Here is a 21,816-nt window from a genome sequence, read left to right on the forward strand (position 1 = left end):
CGGGAAGGGACCCGAAGACCCCATGGCAGCCTCTCCCGCCGCCGACCTCCGCGACGTCTACATCGTCGATGCCGTCCGCACCCCCGTCGGCAAGTACGGCGGCGCGCTCTCCTCGGTGCGCCCCGACGACCTCACCGCACACGTCCTGCGGTCGCTCGTGGACCGCTCCCCCGCGCTCGACCCGGCCCGCGTCGACGACGTGCTGTTCGGCAACGCCAACGGCGCGGGCGAGGAGAACCGGAACGTCGCTCGGATGGCGGTGCTGCTCGCCGGGCTCCCCGTCACCGTGCCCGGCGCGACCGTCAACCGGCTGTGCGCCTCGGGACTTGAGGCCGTCGTGCAGGCGTACCGGGCCATCGCGCTCGGCGACGCGTCGGTGGCCGTCGCGGGCGGCGTCGAGTCGATGAGCCGCGCCCCCTGGGTCCTCCAGAAGCCGGAGCGCGCCTTCCCCGCGGGCAATCAGCAGCTGTACTCGACGACCCTGGGCTGGCGGATGACCAACCCTGACATGCCGCCCCAGTGGACGGTCTCGCTCGGCGAGGGCGCCGAACTGGTCGCCGACAAGCACGGCATCACCCGGGACCAGCAGGACGCCTTCGCGTTCGCCAGCCACGAGAAGGCGGCGCGGGCATGGCGGGAGGGCGCGTACGACGCCGAGGTCGTAGCGGTGCCCGGCGTGGACCTCGGCCGCGACGAGACGATCCGCGACGCCACCTCGCCGGCCTCGCTCGCGAAGCTGAAGCCCGTATTCCGCAAGGACGGCGGCACGGTCACCGCCGGCAACTCCTCCCCCCTCAGCGACGGCGCCGCGGCCCTCCTGCTGACCGACGAGGAGGGGCTGCGGACCGTCGGCCGCGAGCCGCTCGCGCGCGTGCGCGCCAGTGCGGTCACCGGCATCGAACCGCACCACTTCGGCCTCGGCCCGGTGGAGGCCGTCCAGCGGGCCCTCGCCAGGGCGGGCCGCGGCTTCGCGGACCTCACCGCCTTCGAGCTCAACGAGGCGTTCGCCGCACAGGCGCTGGGCTGCTTCGCCGAGTGGCCGGACCTCGACACCTCCGTCGTCAACCCGCGCGGCGGCGCCATCGCCATCGGCCACCCGCTCGGCTGCTCCGGCGCGCGCCTGGCCGGCTCGGTCGCCCACCAACTGGCCGCGGCGGGCTCGGGGACCGGTGTGGCGGCACTGTGCATCGGGGTAGGGCAAGGGCAGGCACTCGTACTGGAACGGTGACCACCAAGGGAGTTGACCGCAGATGGCGATATCCGCAGCCGCCCGGGACGGAGCCGGCCGGCAGCGCGCCGAGGCCGACGAGCCGCAGCCGGCGCACTTACCGCGGGGCCCGCGCCCGGCCCCGTACGACGCTCTCGACACCATCACCCCGTACACGGGAGCGCCCGAACGCCACCCGCGCAGGCCCCTGGCCCCGGTCCGGCTCGACCCCGACGACGTCGAGCTGACCGGCCCCGTCTTCGGCGCCGCCGACGTCGACGGGCTCGACTCCGACCTCACCCGGCAGCATCTCGGAGAGCCGATCGGCGAGCGCATCACCGTCTCCGGCCGGGTCACGGACCGCCGGGGCCGGCCGGTGCGGGGCCAGTTGGTGGAGATCTGGCAGGCGAACGCGGCCGGCCGGTACGCCAATCAGCTCGACCGGCACCCGGCACCGCTCGACCCCAACTTCACCGGCGTCGGCCGCTGCCTGACGGACGACGGGGGCGGCTACCACTTCACGACCGTCAAGCCGGGCGCCTACCCCGAGGGCGTCCAGCCCAATGTGTGGCGCCCCGCCCATGTGCACTTCTCCCTCTTCGGCGCGGCCTTCACGCAGCGCCTGATCACCCAGATGTACTTCCCCGGCGACCCGCTCCTCGCCTACGACGGCCTCTGGCGGTCCGCCGTCGACGCGGGCAACGACCACCGGCTCGTCGCCGCGTACGACCCCGCCCTGTCCGTGTCCGGCTCCTCCCTCGGCTACCGCTGGGACATCGTCCTCGACGGCCCCGCCGCCACCTGGACCGAGGCGCGCCGATGACCCTGCTGGAGCCGACGCCCGCCCAGACCCTCGGCCCCTTCTACGGCCACGCGCTGCCCTTCCCGCGCGGCGGCGAGATCGCCCCGGCCGGGCACCCGGACACGATCACCGTCCACGGACACCTCTACGACGGCACAGGCGCGACGGTGCCCGACGCGCTCGTCGAGTTCTGGCAGGCCGGGCCGTCCGGCTCGCTCGCCGGGGCGCCCGGCACCCTGCGCCGCGACCGGGCGAGCGGCGTGCCGCTGGGCCGCGACGGAGCGGAGTTCACCGGCTTCGCGCGGGTGGCGGCCGACGGCGGCGGCCACTTCGCGCTGCGCACCCTCGCGCCCGGCCCCACCGCCCGGCGCACCGCTCCCCACCTCGCCGTCTGCGTCCTGGCCCGCGGCCTCTTCGGCCCGCTGCACACGCGCCTGTACTTGCCCTCGCCCCGGCTCGCCGCCGACCCGCTGCTCGCGTCCCTGCCGCCCGAGCGGGCCGCGACGCTCATCGCCGTCCCCGAGACCGGCGACCGGGCCCGCCACCACAGCTACCGCTTCGACATCCGGCTCCAGGGCGGCGGCGAGAGCGACCGGGCGGGCGAGGAGACCGTCTTCCTCGACTTCCGGCACCCCTCCGACGCGCTGTGAGCGGTCCCCGCCGTCGCCGCACTCGTCCGTCTTCTCCGATCATCGGCCGAACAAGGCTTAGCGTGGGCAGCCGTACGTACCGGCGAAAGGAACCGACTCCATGGCGGCGCAACGGCTGGTGGTCATCGGGGGCGACGCGGCGGGCATGTCCGCGGCCTCCCAGGCGCGCAGGCTCCAGGGACCGGACGAGTTGGAGATCACCGCCTTCGAGCGCGGCCACTTCACCTCGTACTCGGCCTGCGGCATCCCCTACTGGGTGGGCGGCGAGGTCGACGGCCCCGACGCGCTGATCGCCCGCTCCCCCGAGGCGCACCGCGAGCGCTCCATCGACCTGCGGATGCGCACCGAGGTGACGGAGATCGACGTGGCGGGCCGGCGGGTCCGGGTCCGCGACGTCGATACGGACGCGGCGGCGGGCGGCACCGAGCGCTGGCACGGCTTCGACAAGCTGGTGATCGCCACGGGCGCCCGGCCGGTGCGGCCGCCGCTGCCCGGCATCGACGCTCCGGGCGTGCATGGCGTGCAGACCCTCGACGACGGCCAGGCGCTGCTGGATTCCCTCGGCGCGCTGGAGAAGACGGAGGGCCGCCGCGCGGTGGTCGTCGGCGCGGGCTACATCGGCGTGGAGATGGCCGAGGCGCTGATCCGCCGCGGCTACGCGGTGACGGTCCTCAACCGCGACGAGCAGCCGATGCCGACGCTCGACCCGGACATGGGCGCGCTGGTGCACGAGGCGATGTGCGGGCTGGGCATCGAGACGGTGCGGGGCGCGACGGTCACCAAGATCCTGACCGGCGAGGACGGCCACGTACGGGCGGTGGCCACGGAGGACGACGAGTACCCCGCGGACGTGGTGGTGCTGGGCCTCGGGGTGCGCCCCGAGACCGAGCTGGCGCGCGCGGCCGGGCTGCCGCTGGGCCCCTCGGGCGGGCTGCTCACCGATCTGTCGATGCGGGTGCGCGGCCAGGAGGACATCTGGGCGGGCGGCGACTGCGTGGAGGTACTGGACCTGGTCTCGGGCCGCACCCGGCACATCGCGCTGGGCACGCACGCCAACAAGCACGGCCAGATCATCGGCGCGAACGTCGGCGGCGGTTACGCGACGTTCCCGGGCGTGGTCGGCACGGCGGTCTCCAAGGTGTGCGATCTGGAGATCGCCCGTACGGGCCTGCTGGAAGCCCAGGCCAAGGCCGTCGGGCTGCGGTACGTGAGCGTGACGATCGAGTCGACGAGCCGTGCGGGCTACTACCCGGGGGCGCGGCCGATGCACGTGAAGATGCTCGCGGAGCGCCGTACGGGCCGGCTGCTCGGCGTGCAGATCGTCGGCCGGGAGGGTGCGGGCAAGCGCGTGGACATCGCCGCGGTCGCGCTCACCGCCCGGATGACGGTGGAGGAGATGACCGCGCTCGACCTCGGGTACGCGCCGCCGTTCTCGCCCGTGTGGGACCCGGTCCTGGTGGCCGCCCGCAAGGCGACGGCGGCGGTCGCGGCGGACGTGCAGGCGTCCTGAGGGCCGCTCGCGGAGGCGGCCTCCCGCAGTCCGGCGCCCCGGCCTCCCGCGGCATGACCGGCGTCCCGCTCCGCCGGGGCGCCGGGACCGGCTTCCCGAGCGCGTACGGCAAGGGGCCGGGTATCTGCGCCTGACCGGCTTCGGCCACGCCCGCGGGCCGTCGGCGGGCCCTGGTCACGGCCAGGTCACCGGCCTCGGCGCACCCGCCCCCGGCGGGCCCCGGTCACAGCCAGGCCACCCGGCACACCCGCTCCCCGGCCTGTTCGGAGCAGGCCGGGGAGCGGGGCCGGGGTCACTGACCCGCGGTGTGCTCGTGCACGTACTCGACGACGGCGGTCAGCGCGCCGGGGTCGGTGTTCGGGGGCACGCCGTGGCCGAGGTTGAAGATGTGGCCGTCGAGGCCGCGGGCGGCGTCGAGCACCTCGCGGGTCTTGGCCTCGACCGCCTCGCGCGGGGCGAAGAGCACGGCGGGGTCGAGGTTGCCCTGGAGCGCCTTGCCGGGGCCCACGCGCCGCCGGGCCTCGTCCATCGGGACCCGCCAGTCGACGCCGACGACGTCCGCGCCCGCCTCGCCCATGAGGCCGAGGAGCTCGCCGGTGCCGACGCCGAAGTGGATGCGCGGCACGCCGTACCCGGCGACGGCGTCGAAGACCTTGGCGGAGGCCGGCATGACGGAGCGGCGGTAGTCGGCGGGGGCGAGCGCCCCGACCCAGGAGTCGAAGAGCTGCACGGCCGAGGCGCCCGCCTCGATCTGCACCTTGAGGAAGGCCGCGGTGATGTCGGCGAGGCGGTCCAGCAGGTCGGCCCAGAGCTCGGGGTCGCCGTACATGAGCGCCTTGGTGTGCTCGTGGTTGCGGGACGGCCCGCCCTCGACGAGGTAGCTGGCGAGGGTGAACGGCGCGCCCGCGAAGCCGATGAGGGGGGTCGTGCCCAGCTCGCCGGTGAGGGCCGTGATGGCCTCGGTCACGTACCGCACGTCGTCCGGTTCGAGCGGGCGCAGCCGCGCCAGGTCGGCGCGGGTGCGGATCGGCTGCTCGACGACGGGCCCGACGCCGGGCTTGATGTCGAGGTCGACGCCGATGGCCTTGAGCGGTACGACGATGTCGCTGAAGTAGATGGCGGCGTCCACGCCGTGCCGGCGCACCGGCTGCAGGGTGATCTCGGTGACGAGGTCGGGCCGCATGCAGGAGTCGAGCATCGCGGTGCCCTCGCGGAGCTTGCGGTACTCGGGCAGCGAGCGGCCCGCCTGCCGCATGAACCAGACCGGCGTGTGCGGTACGGGCTCACGGCGGCACGCCCGCAGGAACGCGGATTCCTTGACGGAAGGGGCGGAAGGCGCCGCCTCGCGGCCGGTCTGCTGCTGGCCTTCCGGCCTCTGGGACGCACTCATGCCCCAAATCTTCGCACGGGCCGAACGAGTGACCCGCCCATTGGGTGTCCCTCCCCGGAAGAAGGGCTCGTTCCGCCTAGTCTTCCGGGCATGGCTGCGGCGCAGGGACACCTCTCGGAAGGTCCGGACGGCGCGGACGGGGAGAGCTCCCCGTCCGCCTTCCGGCAGGCGGTTGCCGGACTGCAAGGAGTGCGGCTCAGGCCGGAGATCGAAGTCGATCCGACGCCACCGCCCCAGCGGCTCGCGCCCTATTCGTACGCGCTGGAGGCGGCGGTCGTCGTGGACGAGGAGGAGCTGGCGGACGGCCGGCTGATCCTGCTGCACGACCCGACGGGCCACGAGTCGTGGCACGGCACCTTCCGGCTGGTGACGATCCTTCAGGCGGATCTGGAGCCGGAGATGGCGGACGATCCGCTGCTGCCGGAGGTGTGCTGGTCGTGGCTGACGGGCGCGCTGGAGGCGCGGCGGGTGCCGTACGGGGCGCCGGGCGGCACGGTGACGCGGGCGAGCTCGCACTACTTCGGGGGGCTCGCGGACCGGGCGCCGTCGACGCGGATCGAGATCCGGGCGTCGTGGTCGCCGGCGGCCGTCGACGGCGTGCCGGACACGGCCGCGCACCTGTCCGCGTGGTGCGATCTGCTCTGCCAGATCGCCGGGCTGCCGCCGGGGGGCCCGGTGGACGCGGGGGTGGTCTCGTTGCCGCAGCGGCGCGGACCGCAAGGACGATGATCGATCAACCGTCCGATTTGCCCGAATTGTTACTCATCAATTCGTGATCATTCTCTAAAGCCGGGCCAGGTTGCTGCCGAAGGACCTTGTGACCCTTCCGAAGCGATCACTCCGGCTTCCCCCCAAGCCGGCACCGTCCCGCCACTCCCCCAGGAGGCCTGGTGTCTGTTCTTCTAGAGCAACCTTCGAGCCTGGTCGCCTACCGCCCGAACAAGCCGACGGCCATGGTCGTCGTGGCCGACCCCCGAGTCCGCTCCACCGTCACCCGCCACCTGTGGGCGCTCGGTGTGCGAGACGTCATCGAGGCGTCGTCCATCGCGGAGGCCCGCCCCCGCGTCGGCAACCCGCGCGACATCTGCGTCGCCGACGTCCACCTCCCCGACGGCTCCGGTCTCACACTGCTCTCCGAGACCCGCGCCGCGGGCTGGCCCAACGGGCTGGCGCTCTCCGCCGCCGACGACATCGGGGCCGTGCGCAACGCGCTCGCCGGCGGCGTCAAGGGCTATGTAGTCACCGGCACCCGCACCAACCTCGGGGTCCCCGGCCGCCACGGCCACCCCCCGATCGGCTCCGCCGCCGCGGCCCGTATGCACCGCCGCCCGCCGGGCGCCCCCGGCCACCCCGGCGGCTACCGCGAGCTCTCCGGCCGCGAGGTCGAGGTCTTGAGGCTGGTGGCGGAGGGCCAGTCCAACAAGGCCATCGGCGTCTCGATGGGCCTGTCCGCACTCACCGTCAAGAGCCACCTCGCCCGCATCGCCCGCAAGCTCGGCACCGGCGACCGGGCCGGAATGGTCGCCGTCGCGCTGCGCACCGGCATCATCCACTGACCCGCCCCGACCAAGCGCGCCCGCCGACGGAACGTTCCGTCGGCGGGCGCTTCCCATACACAGATACCCTTGACCGGTGACCGACGCCCAAGAGACCGCAGAAGAAATGACACTGCGAACCACCGGGGGCGCTCCCCCGGACGACGTCGATTCGGCGCCGATCCCCTTGTTGGAGCCACGCGAGGGCATGCCGCCCGTCGTGGCCGACGCCGACGCGCTGGCCGGAGTCGTCGCCGCCTTCGCGGCGGCCACCGGCCCGCTCGCCGTCGACGCCGAACGCGCCTCCGGCTACCGCTACGGGCAGCGCGCCTACCTCGTCCAGCTGCGCCGCGAGGGCGCGGGCACCGCGCTCATCGACCCGGTCGGCTGCCCCGACCTCAGCGCCCTCGGCGCGGCCGTCGCCGACGCCGAGTGGATCCTGCACGCCGCCACTCAGGACCTCCCCTGCCTCCGCGAAATAGGCATGACGCCGACGCGGCTCTTCGACACGGAGCTCGCGGGACGGCTCGCCGGATTCGCCCGGGTGGGGCTCGGCGCGATGGTCGAGAACGTACTCGGCTACGCCCTGGAGAAGGGGCACTCCGCGGTCGACTGGTCGACCCGGCCGCTGCCCGACCCGTGGCTGCGCTACGCCGCGCTGGACGTGGAGCTCCTCGTCGACCTGCGCGACGCGCTGGAGGAGGAGCTGACCCGGCAGGGCAAGCTGGAGTGGGCGCACCAGGAATTCGCGGCCATCGCCGCCGCGCCGCCCGCGCCGCCGCGCAAGGACCCCTGGCGCCGCACCTCCGGCATGCACAAGGTCCGCCGCCGGCGGCAGATGGCCGTGGTGCGCGAACTGTGGACCGCCCGCGACCAGATCGCGCAGCGCCGCGACGTCTCGCCGGGCAAGGTGCTCGGCGACAGCGCGATCATCGAGGCCGCGCTGGGCACCCCGCCGAACGCGCACGCCCTGGCGGCGCTGCCCGGCTTCGGCCACCGGATGGGCCGCAAGCAGCTCGAACAGTGGCAGGCGGCCGTAGACCGGGCCCGCGCCCTGCCGGACGGCGAACTCCCGCAGCCCGGCCAGGCCCTGACCGGCCCCCCGCCGCCGCGCGCCTGGGCCGACAAGGACCCGGTGGCGGCCGCCCGGCTGTCCGCCGCACGCGCGGGCGTCTCGGACCTCGCCGAGCAGCTGAACCTGCCGCAGGAGAACCTGATCACCCCGGACACCGTGCGGCGCCTGTGCTGGGAGCCACCGGCCAACCCGACACCGGAAGCGGTCGCCGCCGTCCTCACCGGCCACGGCGCGCGCCCCTGGCAGATCGAGCAGGTCACCCCGGTCCTCACCGAGGCACTGCGGGCCGAGGTGGAGTGACGCCTTCTCGCCCCACGTCCCCCGCCCCCCGGCTCGCCCGGTGGGCGGGGGTCTTTTTTCGGCCGGGTGCTGTGTGACCTTCGCCGCTTGGGCCAAGGGGGCTGGGCAGCCTGGTTACCCGCAAGTAGCATGGCGGTGGGAGCCAACGCCGTGCCCCGGCTCGGCACGGCTGTGCCCTCGTAGCGCCCGTACGCAACTGGAGGAGAGCCAACGTGCCTCGTACCGCTAGGGACGTCGTCTTCGTCGACGGTGTCCGCACCCCGTTCGGCAAGGCGGGCCCGAAGGGCATTTACCACGAGACCCGCGCCGACGACATGGTCGTCAACTGCATCCGGGAGCTGCTGCGCCGCAACCCGGACCTGGACCCGGGCCGTATCGACGAGGTCGCCCTCGCCGCCACGACGCAGATCGGCGACCAGGGCCTGACCCTGGGCCGTACCGCCGGCATCCTGGCCGGTCTCCCCCAGTCCGTGCCGGGCTTCTCCATCGACCGGATGTGCGCGGGCGCGATGACCGCCGTCACCAGCATCGCGGGCGGCGTCTCCTTCGGGGCGTACGACATCGCCGTCGCGGGCGGTGTCGAGCACATGGGCCGGCACCCGATGGGCGAGGGAGTGGACCCCAACCCGCGCTTCGTCTCGGAGAAGCTGGTCGACGAGTCCGCCCTCTTCATGGGCATGACGGCGGAGAACCTGCACGACCGGCTGCCGCACATCACCAAGGAGCGCGCCGACGAGTACGCGGTCCGCAGCCAGGAGAAGGCCGCGAAGGCGTACGCCGACGGCAAGATCCAGGCCGACCTGGTGCCGGTCTCCGTGCGCCGCACCAACGCCGAGGCGGGGGAGACCGGCTGGGGGCTGGCCACCGTCGACGAGCCGATGCGGCCGGGGACGACGCTGGCGAACCTGGCGTCGCTCAAGACGCCGTTCCGCCCGCACGGCCGGGTCACCGCCGGCAACGCCGCCGGACTCAACGACGGTGCCACCGCCTCGCTGATCGCCGCCGAGGACGTGGCGCGCGAGCTGGGCCTGCCCGTGAAGATGCGGCTGGTCGCGTACTCCTTCGCGGGCGTCGAGCCCGAGGTCATGGGCATCGGCCCGGTCCCGGCGACCGAGAAGGCGCTCGCGCAGGCGGGGCTGTCGATCGACGACATCGGCCTGTTCGAGATCAACGAGGCGTTCGCGGTGCAGGTGCTCTCGCTCCTGGACCACTACGGCATCGCCGACGACGACCCGCGCGTCAACCAGTACGGCGGGGCCATCGCCTTCGGCCACCCGCTGGCCTCCTCCGGCGTGCGGCTGATGACGCAGCTGGCGCGGCAGTTCGAGGAGCAGCCCGACGTCCGTTACGGCATCACCACCATGTGCGTCGGTTTCGGCATGGGTGGCACCGTGATCTGGGAGAACCCGCACTTCGAAGGGGCAGGCAAGTGACGACCACCGCTGAGCTGTTGCAGGGCGCGGCCGAACTGTTCCCGGACGAGGTCGTGACGCGGGCGCACGTCCGCCACCTCGATCTGCCGGGCGGCGCGGGCAGGTTCGCGCTCATCACGCTGGACAACGGCCTGGACCACACCAAGCCGACCACCTTCGGCCCCCAGTCGCTGGCGCATCTGGACGCGGCCATCGACCAGGTGGAGAAGGAGGCGGCGGACGGCACGATCACCGGCGTCGGCATCACCGGCAAGCCGTTCATCTTCGCGGTCGGCGCCGACCTCAAGGGCGTCGAGCTGCTGAAGCGGCACGAGGACGCGTACGCCATCGGCAAGGGCGGCCATGACGTCTTCAAGCGGCTGTCGTCGCTGGCGGTCCCCACCTTCGCGTACTACAACGGCGCGGCGATGGGCGGCGGCGTCGAGGTCGGCCTGCACTGCACGTACCGCACCGTCTCCAAGGCGCTGCCCGCCTTCTCGCTGCCCGAGGTCTTCCTGGGCCTCGTACCGGGCTGGGGCGGCTGTGTGCTGCTGCCGAACCTGATCGGCGCGGACCGCGCGGTCTCCGTCGTCATCGAGAACTCGCTCAACCAGAACCGCCAGCTCAAGGGCGCGCAGGTCTTCGAACTCGGCATCGCCGACGCGCTCTTCGAGGGCGCGGACTTCCTGGAGCAGTCGCTGATCTGGACCGCGTCGGTCCTCGGCGGCACCACCGAGGTCGTACGGGCCGAGGTGGACCGCGGCGAGGCGTGGGACCAGGCCGTCGCGCGAGGCCGGTTCATCGCCGACTCCAAGGTGCACGGCGCGGCCCCGGCCGCGTACCGCGCGCTCGACATCATCGCGGCGGCCAAGAACGGCGACCTGCGGGCCGGCTTCGAGGCCGAGAGCCAGGCGCTCGCCGACCTGATCATGGGCGGGGAGCTGCGCAGCGGCATCTACGCCTTCAACCTGGTGCAGAAGCGCGCCAAGCGCCCGGCCGGGGCCCCGGACAAGTCCCTCGCCCGCCCGGTCACCAAGGTCGGCGTGGTCGGCGCCGGACTGATGGCCTCGCAGCTGGCGCTGCTCTTCGCGCGCCGTCTGGAGGTGCCGGTCGTGCTGACCGACATCGACCAGGAGCGGGTGGACAAGGGCGTCGGCTACGTCCACGGCGAGATCGACAAGCTGCTCCTCAAGGGCCGCGTCAACCAGGACAAGGCCAACCGCCTCAAGGGCCTGGTCTCCGGCTCGCTGGACAAGGCCGCGGCCTTCGGCGACGCGGACTTCGTCATCGAGGCCGTCTTCGAGGAGATGGGCGTCAAGCAGCAGGTGTTCGCGGAGGTCGAGGCGGCCGTCCCGGCCCACGCGATCCTCGCCACCAACACCTCCTCGCTCTCCGTCAGCGAGATGGCGTCGAAGCTCAAGCACCCCGAGCGGGTCGTGGGCTTCCACTTCTTCAACCCGGTCGCGATCCTGCCGCTGCTGGAGATCGTCCGGGCGGAGCGGACCGACGACGCGTCGCTGGCCACCGCCTTCGCGGTCGCCAAGTCGCTGAAGAAGACGGCCGTGCTGGTCAAGGACGCCCCGGCGTTCGTCGTCAACCGCGTGCTGACCCGTTTCATGGGCGAGGTCCAGAACGTCATCGACGAGGGCACGCCCATCGAGGTCGCCGAGAAGGCCGTCGAGCCGCTCGGGCTGCCGATGTCCCCGCTGGTGCTGCTGGAACTGGTGGGACCGGCGATCGGGCTGCACGTCTCCGAGACGCTGCACGGCGCGTTCCCGGACCGCTTCACGGTCTCACCGAACCTGGCGGCGGTCGTGAAGGCCGGCAAGCGCGGGTTCTACGTGCACGACTCCGGGAAGCCCGAGCTGGACCCGGAGGTGCTGTCCCTCCTCAAGCAGGGCGATACGGTCCTGACCGAGCAGGAGGCGCGCGACCGCGTCCTGGACGCGGTGGCGCAGGAGATCGGCTTGATGCTGGACGAGGGCGTCGTGGCCGAGGCGCAGGACATCGACCTGTGCCTGATCACCGGCGCGGGCTGGCCCTTCCACCTGGGCGGCGTCACCCCGTACCTGGACCGCGAGGGCGTCTCCGAGCGGGTCAACGGCAAGCGCTTCCTGGCCCCGGGCGTCGCGAGCGTGCCCGCGTAGCCGGGAGCCGGATCGTACGAGCGTGTGGCGGGGCCCCTTTGGCGAGGGGTCCCGCCACACGGCGTTCGAGGGGATGTCGGCGGGCGTCAGAGCCGCTTGGCGCTGCGCAGCCCCTTCCCGTAGTAGCCGGGGCCGTCGAGGCGCGAGTCGCCGCCCGCGTCGCCGAGGGTGGGCCCGTTGCTCTCCTCCCGGCTGGAGACGAAACGCGGATGCCCGTCGGTGTCGAGGCCGAGGTAGATGCCCGAGTGGTCGAGCCGTCGGCCCGTGCGCCGGTCGATGTCGAAGAAGACCAGGTCACCCGGTTGCAGCGCGTCCAGTTCGGTGGGGCGGCCGCGGCGGTTCGCGATGACGGAGACCCCGGGGCCGACGGTGGCCATGCCGTTGGCCGTACGAGGCAGGCCCGCGCCCTTGTGGTCGGAGCCGAGCAGCGGGTACCCGGAGCGGTAGCCGTAGACGAGCCGCACATAGCCGGAGCAGTCGACGGAGCCGTACCGGACCCTCTCGGGGGCGGCGGTGCCGGAGTCGGGGAAGGTCCACCGCTTCCCCAGGTACTGGTAGAAGTCGGACTGCTCCAGGCGCAGGTCCCGGCCGTGCGTGCCCTTGGGGTTGAGCGGGCCGAAGGACGCGCCGCCCGCGTAGCGGAGCCCCTTGGCGTCCTTCTTGGCCTCGGCCCCGCGCACGTACTGCATGGAGACGTCGAAGACGTCCGGCGCCCGGCTGCCGTGGTAGGTGCGCAGCCAGTCGGTGAACCACTTGGCGCGCTCCTGGCCGGGCTTCCAGGCCCGGGGCAGCAGCCGCACCCAGCTGTCGGTGACCACCGTGGACTTGGTGGCGCGCGGCTCGGAGAACGTACGGCCGGGGCCGGTGAGCACGGCGGTGCGGGCCCCGTCGGTGAGAGTGGCCAGGACGGCGCCCGAGCTGTCGCGCACCACGGTGCGGCCGGGGCCGGTGAGCCGGTCGTAGCGGTAGCCGGACGTGCCGCCGACGAGGGCGGACGGGAGGCGGGTGTGGCGGGCGGTGGGGTCCGGGGACTCGGCCGCCGTGGGGTCGGCGTGGAGTTGGTAGGTCAGGGCGCCGGCCGTGACGGCGAGGGCGCAGAGGGCGGCGAGCGGGAGCCGGCTCTTGATGCGGGCTGCCATGGGTATGAGGGCCTTTCGTCGGCGCGAGGTCGTCTCAGCGGGTCGTCTTGTACGGCGCTCGCTTGCACGGCGCTTGTACGGCGGGGAGGTCAGACGCTCGGGAGCGCGCCGAGCAGCACGCCCGCGGTCAGCACCACATACGCGCCCAGCGTGACCGTGGCGGTCGAGACCAGAGTGGCGCGGGGCGGCTGGCGGACCAGCTGGTAGGCGATGAGGCCCGGGACGATGTAGCCCAGGGTCTGGTGCGCGAACAGCATCGGGAACTGCTGCTGGAGGATCAGGTACAGCGTGGCCTGGAGCAGGACGCCGCACAGTACGACCGCCGCGAACAGCCGCTTCCCGTACAGGATGACGGCGCCTTGCAGCACCCGGGTGGAGATGTAGGTCAGCACGGTGACGCCGAGGACCATCGCGAAGAGCCGGACGTCGCCGACGAGGGTCAGCGCCAGCCAGCCGGGGGTGATCATCCCGCCGGGCGAGAGGTTGGTCGTCAGGTAGCAGACGAGCGAGAAGAGCAGCCCCAGGGCGATGCCGATGGCGGCCATGTCCGGGGTGAGTTCGACGGGGGTCACGGGGTGGTGTCTCCAGTGCGGGAGCTGTGGGGGGTGCGCTGGACAGGGATGTGGGAGGAGGCGCCCGTACGGGCCTCGGCGGACTCGGCGTCCGGCAGCAGGGCGAGCCGTTCCAGGAGGTGTTCGCCCTGGCCGTGGATGTTGCCGACGGCCACCAGGGAGGCGTCGCCGGGCATCGCGTCGAGGAGCTGGGCGAGCAGTTCGTCGGGGTCGCGGCTGTCGCCGCCGAGGTCGACGACGCGGCCGTTCCAGTGGGCGGGGATGCCGTCCCGGGCGCTCCTGGTGGGGTGGCCGATGAGGAAGACGGTGTCGGGGTCGAGGTCGGGGATGATCGCGCCCATCTGGCCGTTGCGTTCGACGCGGTCGGGCCGGCAGTTGATGACGACGTGCAGGGGCCGGTCGATCGCGCCGAGGCCGAGCAGCTGGCGGACGTTCATCAGCGTCGACTCGGGGTCGTTGGCGGCGAAGACGTTGGCGAAGGAGAGCCGGTGGCCGCTGGGCGTGCGGTACTTCTCGACCGAGAGGACGCCGGGGTCCGGCGGCGCGTCGTACATGCCCTGGAGCGCCGTCGCGCGCTCCACGCCGAGGAGTTCGGCGACGGCCACGGCGATGGCGACGTTCTCCTTGAAGGTGAACCAGCTGAAGCCGCGCAGCTCCTCGTCGGAGACCGTCTCCGGGTCGGCGACGATCAGCTCGCAGTTCCGCGCGGCCGCCTCCTCGCGCAGGATGTGCAGCCGGTCCCGTTCGGCGGTCACGCAGATGCCGCCGACGGGCATGGAGCGGCACAGCGAGCGGGCCACGTCGTCGAGGGTGGGGCCCATCTCGGCGAGATGGTCCTCGCGGACGTTGCAGAGCACGCCGATGGTGGAGCGGATCAGCTTGGTCTGGTTGACCTCCTGGAGGGCCGGCATCACCGCCATGCACTCGATGACCAGCGCGTCCGGCCGGTAGGAGGCGGCGCGACGGACGATGCCGATCTGCTCGACGACGTTGGCGATGCCGAACTTGCGGTAGACCGGCTCCTCCGTGGCGTCCGGGTGGATGAAGCGGGCGGCGGTGCCGGTGGTCTTGGCGACGGTGGTGAGGTCGCCGCCGCGCAGCGCGCCCGCGCACAGCCGGGTGATGGAGCTCTTGCCGCGGATGCCGTTGACGAGCACCCGTTGAGGTATCGCTTCGAGGGCCGCGTAGTGCCGGCGCTGTTCGACGATGCCCGCGACGAGGAGGGTGAGGGAGGCGATGAGGAAGACGCTGTAGAGGAAGAGCATGTCCCTGCTTGTCAGTTGCCCTGGAGGACGGTGGAAAGGGGGCGTTCGGCGTCCGCGCCATGGCGGTCGGCGTCCGCGAGCCGCTGTCTGATGAGTTCGAGGGAGCGGGCGAGCGAACCGACCTCGTCGTGGTGGCGCGGGTAGATCACGCTCGTACGGTCGCCCGCCGCGAGCGCCGCGGCCAACCGGTCGACGGCGCGCAGCGGCCGGATCACGGTCAGGTGGAGCCAGCCGAGGCAGAGCAGCGCGGCGGTGAAGGCGAGCAGCCCCACGAGGATCGCGCGCCGCTGTGTCTCGTACGAGGCCAACGGCAGCCAGGACAGCGGCTTCTGGGTGACGACGCGCCAGCCGAGGCCGTCCACCGGCGCGGTGCCCTTGACGGGCGCGGCGGCGGTGAGCGTACGGGCCTTGTGGCCGGGCTGCGCGCTGAAGGCGATGAAGCCCTGGTTGGAACCGATCACCCGGTTGTGGGCGTCGACGAGCCAGGACCGGCCGAGTCCGGGGCGGCTGAGCAGCCCGTTGAAGGCCGCGGGCTGGAACTCGCCGACGAGCCGGCGCCCGCCCTCCCCGTAGGGGACGACGGCGGCGGAGACCGGCACCTTGCCGCCGTGGTTGAGCTGGACGACGGTGGGCTCCGCGCTCTTCGCGTTCCTCGCACCGCCGAGGACCGCCTTGCGGTCGACGCCGCCCTTCGCGGTGCCGGAGCGCAGCAGGATCTCCCCGTCCCCGTCCATGAGGTACAGGGCGCTCCACTCGGGGTGCTTGGGCAGCAGCGCGTCCATGACCTCGCCGGTGCGGGCACCGCCCGCGGCGCCGAGCCGGGCGACCGAGGACAGGTCGGCGATCCCCTCGCCGAGGGTGCGCCGGACGCGCTCGGAGGCCGCTTCGGTGCGGTACCGCTGGTCCTGGGCGGTCTGCGCGGGTACGGGGCCCCGGCCGTCGGCGAGGTTGAGTACGGGCAGCGCCACCGCCCAGGCGGTGATGAGGGCAGCGCAGCACAGGGCCGTCACCCGCAGCCCGCCGCGTACCGGCTTCGCGGCCGAGGGCTCGGGCCGCTCGCCGAGGAGCTGGCGGCGCAGCGCCTCCAGCGCCCTGCCGATCCGGGCGGACTCGCCACGGCCGGGCACGTCCACGGGCCGGTCCAGGCTGCCGCGTACGAGCCGGGCGGCCTCCATGTCCAGCCCGCGCAGGGGCCGTTGGACGCGGCGTACGAGCCACCAGGCGACGGCGAGGCCGATCACCAGGAGCACGACGGCGGCCAGCGGGCCGAGGAACCGGTCGCTGCCGACGGCGGTGCCGGAGGGTACCGGGACGGTGGTGGCGACGGAGAGCCCGAGGCGCTGGACGCGGTCGCCGCCGGGGACGTCCGCGCGGCCGACGGCGAAGTAGCGGTCGCCGTCGCGGCGTACGGGCCCGGCGTCGCTCGCGGCGAGCTTGCGCACGCCGGAGTTGTCGGCCTGGTCGCCGGAGGCCGCGATGACGCGTCCGCCGGGGCCGGTGACGAAGGTGGTGCGGTTGTCGCGCTCGGCGGGCAGCCGCAGCGTGCCCGCGGCGACGACCAGCTGTTCCGCTCCGTTCGGCCCGTCGAGGTAGGCGAAGGAGAGCAGCCGGGGCGCGCCGGAGTCGGCGGTCACCAGCCGGGGCCGGAGGCTGTCGTCCGAGCGCCCGTCGAACTTGTCGAGCGGTACGGTCTCGCCGCGCGCGGCGAGCAGCCGGCCCGTCTTGGGGTCCACGACCGCGAGTCCGCGCCACTTCCGATAAGCGGCACTGAGTGAACTCAGCACCGATTCGGGAGGTTTTGGTGAATGTTGTTCGAGTATTGCTACGGCATCTCGAAGATCGTCTGTGTTCTGTTCGAGAGAAGAGCCGAGAGAACGCGCCGCATCGGTCGCGACATGCTCCTGGGACTCGACGATGGCCCGCGAGACGGAGTGGTCGTCGGAGCTACCGACGGTAAGAGAGGTAAGGGCGGAAATTGCCACCAACAAGGCCAACAACGCCGCTATTGGTGGCTGTACGCCACCGAGCAACGGCATATTCGCGCGCTTGCGCCGGGCCTGTGGCGGTCGAGGGGCAGCCCCCGCTGCCTGCATGGCATCGCTCCTGGTCAGGGAAGTTCGGCACGCCAGTTCATGAATTGGCGAGCATCGTATCTCATGATTAACAGCATTCGCGGAGGCCGACCATCCGCCCGAAACACAAACCCGGTATCGCCACATAGAGTTGACATGTTGTTTTACCAGCGTTGACACACGGTTCTCATAAATCCGACACAAGAGATTGTGGATTGGATCAACCCGGGTCCCGGCCGTGACAATTCGCCCGCCAAGACCGCCTACGCTGTATCTCCATGCAATTCCGCGCAGTCAAGTCACTCCGCCGACGACCCGCCGCCCTCATCACGTTTTCCCTCCTGTGTGTGGCGGGGGTCCTGGCGATCATCACCGCGCTCCTCATATCCCGCTCGACCCCGGCACGGCCCGTGCAGCACCTGACCGAGGAGGTCGGCGACTATGTGTCGGGCTTCCCCCGCCACGGCGGCTACCGCACCCCGACCGCCGACCAGCGGGACGCGCTCGGCGACGGCGTCGCCAAGGTGCTCGACGGCAAGCTCGACAAGGCCCGCGAGCGCCTCTCGGCCGTCGACTACACCGTCCGCACCGCCCGGCTGGCGGGCACGGACCGCACGGTGGCCGAGATCACAGAGAAACATCGGACGGGCCGCGGCTGGGGCCGCGTCTACATCGACCTCGATCGGCGCGTCCGCTGGAGCGTCCAAGTCCCGCACCCGCGCTCCGACTTGCACACCGAACTGATCGGCGCCGGCCTCTTCGCCCGGACGCCCGGCGGCATCATGGTGCTCGCCGGAGCCCCCCGCGACGCGGGCAAGGGCGTCTCGGCAGACATGGCCCACCGGCAGGACTCCGTCTTCGACACGATCTGCACCGGGCTGGTCGCCCGCCACGTCCCCGCGATCCAGGTGCACGGCTTCGCCGACGACAGCTCACCGGACCACGACATCGTGCTCTCCCCCGGCCCCGACGAAGCCGACGCGGACCCCGCCCGCCAGGCCGCGAAGAAGCTCTCCACCGCCGGGTTCGCCGTCTGCCGCGCCTGGTCCCAGGACTGCGGCCGCCTCGAAGGCACCACCAACGTCCAGGCGCAGACCGCCGCCGACCACGGCGTCACCTTCCTCCACGACGAGAACAGCCGCGAACTCCGCGACTCCGCCAAGTCCCGGGCCCGGCTGGTCGCGGCGCTGAGCGAGATCGCGCGTTCGTGGATGAAGGGGTGAAGGGTGAAGGGGTGAATAGCGTGAGGAGGGAGTGAGGCCGGGGGCGGCAGGGCGTACGGGACCGCCTGGGCGTACGGCACGGGCAGGGCGGACGTACGGACGTACGGTGAAGCCTCCTGCCGCCCCCGCCGAAGCAGCCGTCAGGCCGGGGTCCAGGCCCCCAGCGCCAAGCCCGGCTCATCCTCCTTCTGCCGGGCCACGCGCAGCCCGCCGTCGGCCGCGATGGCCGCCAGCACCACGCGCCCCCGCGCGTCCAGCGCCAGCGCGGGCACGCCCACGCACTCCCCGCCCGTCTCCGACCAGAACGCGCCCGCGGTCTCGTCCCCCGTCGGATACGCGGCGACGGCCACCCGGCCGACGGCGGTGCGCTGGGCGAGCACCGTGCAGTCGTGGCCGTCGATGGCCGTACGGAGCAGGGCGACCGGACCCGTACCGGCGCCGCCGCCGAGCGAGCCCACGACGCCGTCCGGCTCGCCCTCGGCACCCGCCCGCCAGGCGCGTACCTCGCCGTCCTCGGCGTCCCGCCAGAAATGGGTGACGCAGGTCTCGCCCGTCGCTGCGGACGCCGCGGAATCCACCGCCGCGGCCGCCGGCACCGCCTCGGCCCGCTTCAGGTCGCCGCCCGGCTTCTCCTGGCTCCACCGGTGCGCGCCGTCGCGCGCGGGGGCGATCACGTCGACGCGGCCGTCACCGGTCGCGGCGGCGGAGAGCCCTTCGAGCAGGTCGTAGCCCTTGAGGTCCATCCAGCCGCCCCAGGAACCCTTGGCGTCCTGTCTGCGCCCGCACACGCCTCCCCCGGCGTTGCGCAGGAAGACGTGCAGGGCGCCGGAGTCTCCTACGACCGCCGCCGGCAGACCGATCTGCTCCGCCTTGCGCCAGTTGCCGCCGTAGGGCGTGCCCAGGGCCCGCCACATCGTCGGCGGCCGGCCGGGCTGGAACTGCGTGGCGTGCACGACGTCCGTCGTGACCTCGCCGTCGTCCTTCGTCTGCCGCCGCAGCCCCACCAAGTGCGCGTAGCCGTCGGGCCCTTGGGCCACCGACAGATAGGGCAGCAGCCCCGGCGCGGCCAGCAGTTCGGGGCCGGTCCAGGCGGGGCCGCCGGGGCGCTCCTCGGTCCAGCGGGCGATGCCCTCCGCTCCCGGGGCGTAGGCCGTGAGCCGGCCGTCCGTACCGCGCAGCAGCCAGCCGGTGGTGGGGGTGTGCATGACTCGCCGCCAACCTTCCTGAAGAACGAATTCCGCGGTGCGCGGCACTGTCCGGCACACAAACCGATGGCCATCGACAATATCACTGGGCCCCGTGGCGCCTTCCGCCCGCGATCGCCTCCCGTCCCGGCGCCCGCACCCGGCGCGTGCGACCCTGTTGCCATGCACACCCTGCTGATCGTGGACGCGGCGAACGTCGTCGGGTCGGTGCCCGACGGCTGGTGGCGCGACCGCCAGGGGGCCGCCGAGCGGCTGCGCGACCGCCTCGCCCCCTACGCCGCGGACGGCCTCCCCGGCGCCGCCCTGGAGCCCCCGCTGGAGATCGTCCTCGTGGTGGAGGGCGCGGCCCGCCGGGTCGCCTCCGTGCCGGGCGTACGGACCGACGCGGCGGACGGCAGCGGGGACGACCGCATCGTGGAACTGGTCGCGCACCGGGCGGACGGGCGGCGCTGCGTCGTGGTGACGGCCGACCGGGAGCTGAGGGCGCGCGTGGCGGCGCTGGGCGCCGAGGTGGCCGGGCCCCGAACCGTACGACCCGAAGCCGGGCAGACCGACGCCGGACGGCGGGACGCCGGACAGACCGAACCCGGACAGGCCGACCCCGGACGGCAGGCCAGCTCGTAGTCCGGCCTGCGTGACGGCTCGTAGTCCGGTCGGAGCGGCGGCTCGTGGCCCGGCCGGCGTGACAGCTACCGCTTCTCCCGCGCCCGCACCCGGCTGTGCCGCTGCCCGTACACGAAGTAGACGACGAACCCCAGCACCATCCACGCCCCGAACCGCAGCCAGGTCTCCGCGGGCAGGTTCAGCATCAGCCACAGCGAGGCCAGCACGGACAGCACGGGGACGAGCGGCACCAGCGGGGTGCGGAACGAGCGCGGCACGTCGGGACGGGTCCGGCGCAGGATGATCACGCCGAGCGCGACCACGACGAAGGCGAAGAGAGTGCCGATGTTGACCAGTTCGGCCAGCACGTCGATCGAGGTGAACCCGGCGACGGCCGCGACGACGAGGCCGAGCGCGATCGTCGAGCGGTACGGCGTGCCGAACCGCGGGTGCACGCGCGAGAAGACCGTGGGCAGCAGCCCGTCCCGGCTCATCGCGAAGAACACCCGGCTCTGGCCGAGCAGCAGGATCATGCAGACGGAGGTCAGGCCGACCACCGCGCCGAAGCTGATCAGACCGGCCCAGAAGGGGTGCCCGACCGCCTTGAAGGCGTCGGCGAGCGGCGCGTCGACCGTCAGTGAGCTGTACTTCTGCATGCCGGTGACGACCACCGACACGGCCACGTACAGCACGGTGCAGATGGCGAGCGAGCCGAGGATGCCGCGCGGCACATCGCGCTGCGGATTGCGGGTCTCCTCGGCTGCGGTGGCGACGATGTCGAAGCCGATGAAGGCGAAGAAGACCACGGCGGCGGCCGAGAAGATGCCCATCACGCCGAAGTTGGACGGCGCGAAGCCGAACATCAGCTGGGCGAGCGGCGCCGCCAGCCCGTCGCCGCCGCTGCTGGGCTCGGTGGGCGGGACGAAGGGCTTGTAGTTGTCGCCGTTGATGAAGAAGGAGCCCACGATGACGACCACCAGCACCACGGCGACCTTGACGCCGACCACGATCGACGTCACCCGCGAGGACAGCTTTATCCCGACGATGAGGATGCCGGTCAGCAGGAGCACCAGCAGGCAGGCGAACAGATCGAAGCCGAAGTGCCCGCCGCCCGCCCCGGACAGCACGTCCGGCACCCGCCAGCCCGCCGTCTCCAGCAGCGAGCGCACATAGCCGGACCAGCCGACGGCGACGACGGCGCAGCCGAGCGCGAGCTCCAGGATCAGGTCCCAGCCGATGATCCAGGCGGGGAGTTCGCCGAGCGAGGCGTACGAGAAGGTGTACGCGGAGCCCGCGACCGGGACGGTCGAGGCGAACTCGGCGTAACAGAGCGCCGCGAGCGCGCACACCAGGCCGGCGACGACGAAGGCGAGGGCGACCGCGGGGCCCGCCGTCTCCTTCGCGATCTTGCCGGTCAGCACGAAGATGCCGGTGCCGATGACCACGCCGACGCCGAAGACCGTGAGGTCGAGGGCGGAGAGCGACTTGCGGAGCGCGTGCTCCGGCTCCTCGGTGTCCTGGATCGACTGCTCGATCGTCTTGGTCCGCAGAACGCCGCCCCGGGCCCCTTTGCCCCCCTCTCCCGTCTCGCCCCCCTTGCCGCCTCCGCGCGCCGTATCCCCCGACGTACCACTCATCGCCGCACCTCCGCCTGCTCGGCCGTCACCCACCCTGAACTGGGCGAGTCTCCGCAATGTTCGGGGCCATGC

At 72.9% G+C, this 21,816-nt stretch carries 17 protein-coding genes and 1 pseudogene; 11 read left to right on the plus strand and 7 right to left on the minus strand.

Annotation, left to right across the window (positions count from 1 at the left end; genetic code table 11):
* Window positions 1–22 precede the first annotated feature (22 nt).
* From AC07AB_RS26595 to AC07AB_RS26610, 4 genes are all read left to right on the plus strand, one after another.
* On the plus strand, window positions 23–1,228 hold the full coding sequence (locus AC07AB_RS26595; RefSeq protein ID WP_478571486.1) for a thiolase family protein: 1,206 nt from the start codon (window positions 23–25) through the stop codon (window positions 1,226–1,228).
* A 22-nt stretch (window positions 1,229–1,250) separates the two neighbouring features.
* Window positions 1,251–2,030: a protocatechuate 3,4-dioxygenase subunit beta gene (pcaH, locus tag AC07AB_RS26600; RefSeq protein WP_478571489.1), complete on the plus strand. Its 780-nt coding sequence runs from the start codon at window positions 1,251–1,253 to the stop codon at window positions 2,028–2,030.
* Window positions 2,027–2,659, plus strand: coding sequence for a protocatechuate 3,4-dioxygenase subunit alpha (gene pcaG / locus AC07AB_RS26605; protein WP_478571491.1), 633 nt, complete (start codon window positions 2,027–2,029; stop codon window positions 2,657–2,659). Before pcaH ends, pcaG begins: the two co-directional genes overlap by 4 nt.
* Window positions 2,660–2,759: 100 nt before the next feature.
* Entirely contained in the window at window positions 2,760–4,169 is a 1,410-nt protein-coding gene (locus AC07AB_RS26610; RefSeq protein ID WP_478571493.1) for an FAD-dependent oxidoreductase, read from the plus strand.
* Between the two features lie 292 nt (window positions 4,170–4,461).
* Here the strand turns inward: AC07AB_RS26610 and hemE are convergent, their stop codons facing one another.
* Window positions 4,462–5,559, minus strand: a complete 1,098-nt coding sequence (hemE, locus tag AC07AB_RS26615; protein ID WP_478571496.1) for a uroporphyrinogen decarboxylase — start codon at window positions 5,557–5,559, stop codon at window positions 4,462–4,464.
* A 90-nt stretch (window positions 5,560–5,649) separates the two neighbouring features.
* Here hemE and AC07AB_RS26620 point away from each other — a divergent pair, with 90 nt between their 5' ends.
* From AC07AB_RS26620 to AC07AB_RS26640, 5 genes are all read left to right on the plus strand, one after another.
* A complete protein-coding gene (locus AC07AB_RS26620) occupies window positions 5,650–6,288 on the plus strand; it encodes a DUF3000 domain-containing protein (RefSeq protein WP_478571498.1) in 639 nt (212 codons plus the stop codon).
* Between the two features lie 161 nt (window positions 6,289–6,449).
* Window positions 6,450–7,115: a LuxR C-terminal-related transcriptional regulator gene (locus AC07AB_RS26625; RefSeq protein WP_478571500.1), complete on the plus strand. Its 666-nt coding sequence runs from the start codon at window positions 6,450–6,452 to the stop codon at window positions 7,113–7,115.
* 76 nt (window positions 7,116–7,191) lie between these two features.
* Window positions 7,192–8,469: an HRDC domain-containing protein gene (locus tag AC07AB_RS26630; protein WP_478571502.1), complete on the plus strand. Its 1,278-nt coding sequence runs from the start codon at window positions 7,192–7,194 to the stop codon at window positions 8,467–8,469.
* 212 nt (window positions 8,470–8,681) lie between these two features.
* Window positions 8,682–9,902, plus strand: coding sequence for a thiolase family protein (locus AC07AB_RS26635; RefSeq protein WP_478571505.1), 1,221 nt, complete (start codon window positions 8,682–8,684; stop codon window positions 9,900–9,902).
* Window positions 9,899–12,028, plus strand: a complete 2,130-nt coding sequence (locus tag AC07AB_RS26640) for a 3-hydroxyacyl-CoA dehydrogenase NAD-binding domain-containing protein (RefSeq protein ID WP_478571508.1) — start codon at window positions 9,899–9,901, stop codon at window positions 12,026–12,028. The genes AC07AB_RS26635 and AC07AB_RS26640 overlap by 4 nt, the downstream gene beginning before the upstream one ends.
* Window positions 12,029–12,114: 86 nt before the next feature.
* Here the strand turns inward: AC07AB_RS26640 and AC07AB_RS26645 are convergent, their stop codons facing one another.
* From AC07AB_RS26645 to AC07AB_RS26660, 4 genes are all read right to left on the minus strand, one after another.
* Window positions 12,115–13,167: an NlpC/P60 family protein gene (locus AC07AB_RS26645; RefSeq protein WP_478571510.1), complete on the minus strand. Its 1,053-nt coding sequence runs from the start codon at window positions 13,165–13,167 to the stop codon at window positions 12,115–12,117.
* Between the two features lie 89 nt (window positions 13,168–13,256).
* Entirely contained in the window at window positions 13,257–13,739 is a 483-nt protein-coding gene (locus AC07AB_RS26650) for a poly-gamma-glutamate biosynthesis protein PgsC/CapC (RefSeq protein ID WP_478571512.1), read from the minus strand.
* The gene (gene pgsB / locus AC07AB_RS26655; protein WP_478571513.1) at window positions 13,736–15,004 is read right to left on the minus strand and encodes a poly-gamma-glutamate synthase PgsB; all 1,269 of its coding nucleotides are present in this window, start codon (window positions 15,002–15,004) and stop codon (window positions 13,736–13,738) included. The genes AC07AB_RS26650 and pgsB overlap by 4 nt, the downstream gene beginning before the upstream one ends.
* A gap of 11 nt (window positions 15,005–15,015) precedes the next feature.
* On the minus strand, window positions 15,016–16,737 hold the full coding sequence (locus tag AC07AB_RS26660; protein ID WP_478571516.1) for a HAMP domain-containing protein: 1,722 nt from the start codon (window positions 16,735–16,737) through the stop codon (window positions 15,016–15,018).
* A 617-nt stretch (window positions 16,738–17,354) separates the two neighbouring features.
* Between AC07AB_RS26660 and AC07AB_RS26665 the strand changes: the two genes are divergently transcribed.
* Window positions 17,355–18,299 (plus strand): hypothetical protein, encoded by a 945-nt coding sequence (locus AC07AB_RS26665; RefSeq protein ID WP_478571519.1) that lies wholly within the window; start codon window positions 17,355–17,357, stop codon window positions 18,297–18,299.
* Window positions 18,300–18,439: 140 nt separating this feature from the next.
* Here the strand turns inward: AC07AB_RS26665 and AC07AB_RS26670 are convergent, their stop codons facing one another.
* Window positions 18,440–19,504: a PLL family lectin gene (locus AC07AB_RS26670; protein ID WP_478571520.1), complete on the minus strand. Its 1,065-nt coding sequence runs from the start codon at window positions 19,502–19,504 to the stop codon at window positions 18,440–18,442.
* Window positions 19,505–19,666: 162 nt separating this feature from the next.
* Here AC07AB_RS26670 and AC07AB_RS26675 point away from each other — a divergent pair.
* Window positions 19,667–20,044 (plus strand): annotated as a pseudogene (locus tag AC07AB_RS26675) (PIN domain-containing protein); the annotation flags it as partial.
* Window positions 20,045–20,193: 149 nt separating this feature from the next.
* Here AC07AB_RS26675 and AC07AB_RS26680 read toward each other — a convergent pair.
* Window positions 20,194–21,744: an amino acid permease gene (locus AC07AB_RS26680; RefSeq protein ID WP_478571522.1), complete on the minus strand. Its 1,551-nt coding sequence runs from the start codon at window positions 21,742–21,744 to the stop codon at window positions 20,194–20,196.
* Between the last annotated feature and the right edge of the window lie 72 nt (window positions 21,745–21,816).

It is taken from the genome of Streptomyces sp. NPDC044033 (assembly GCF_056434425.1).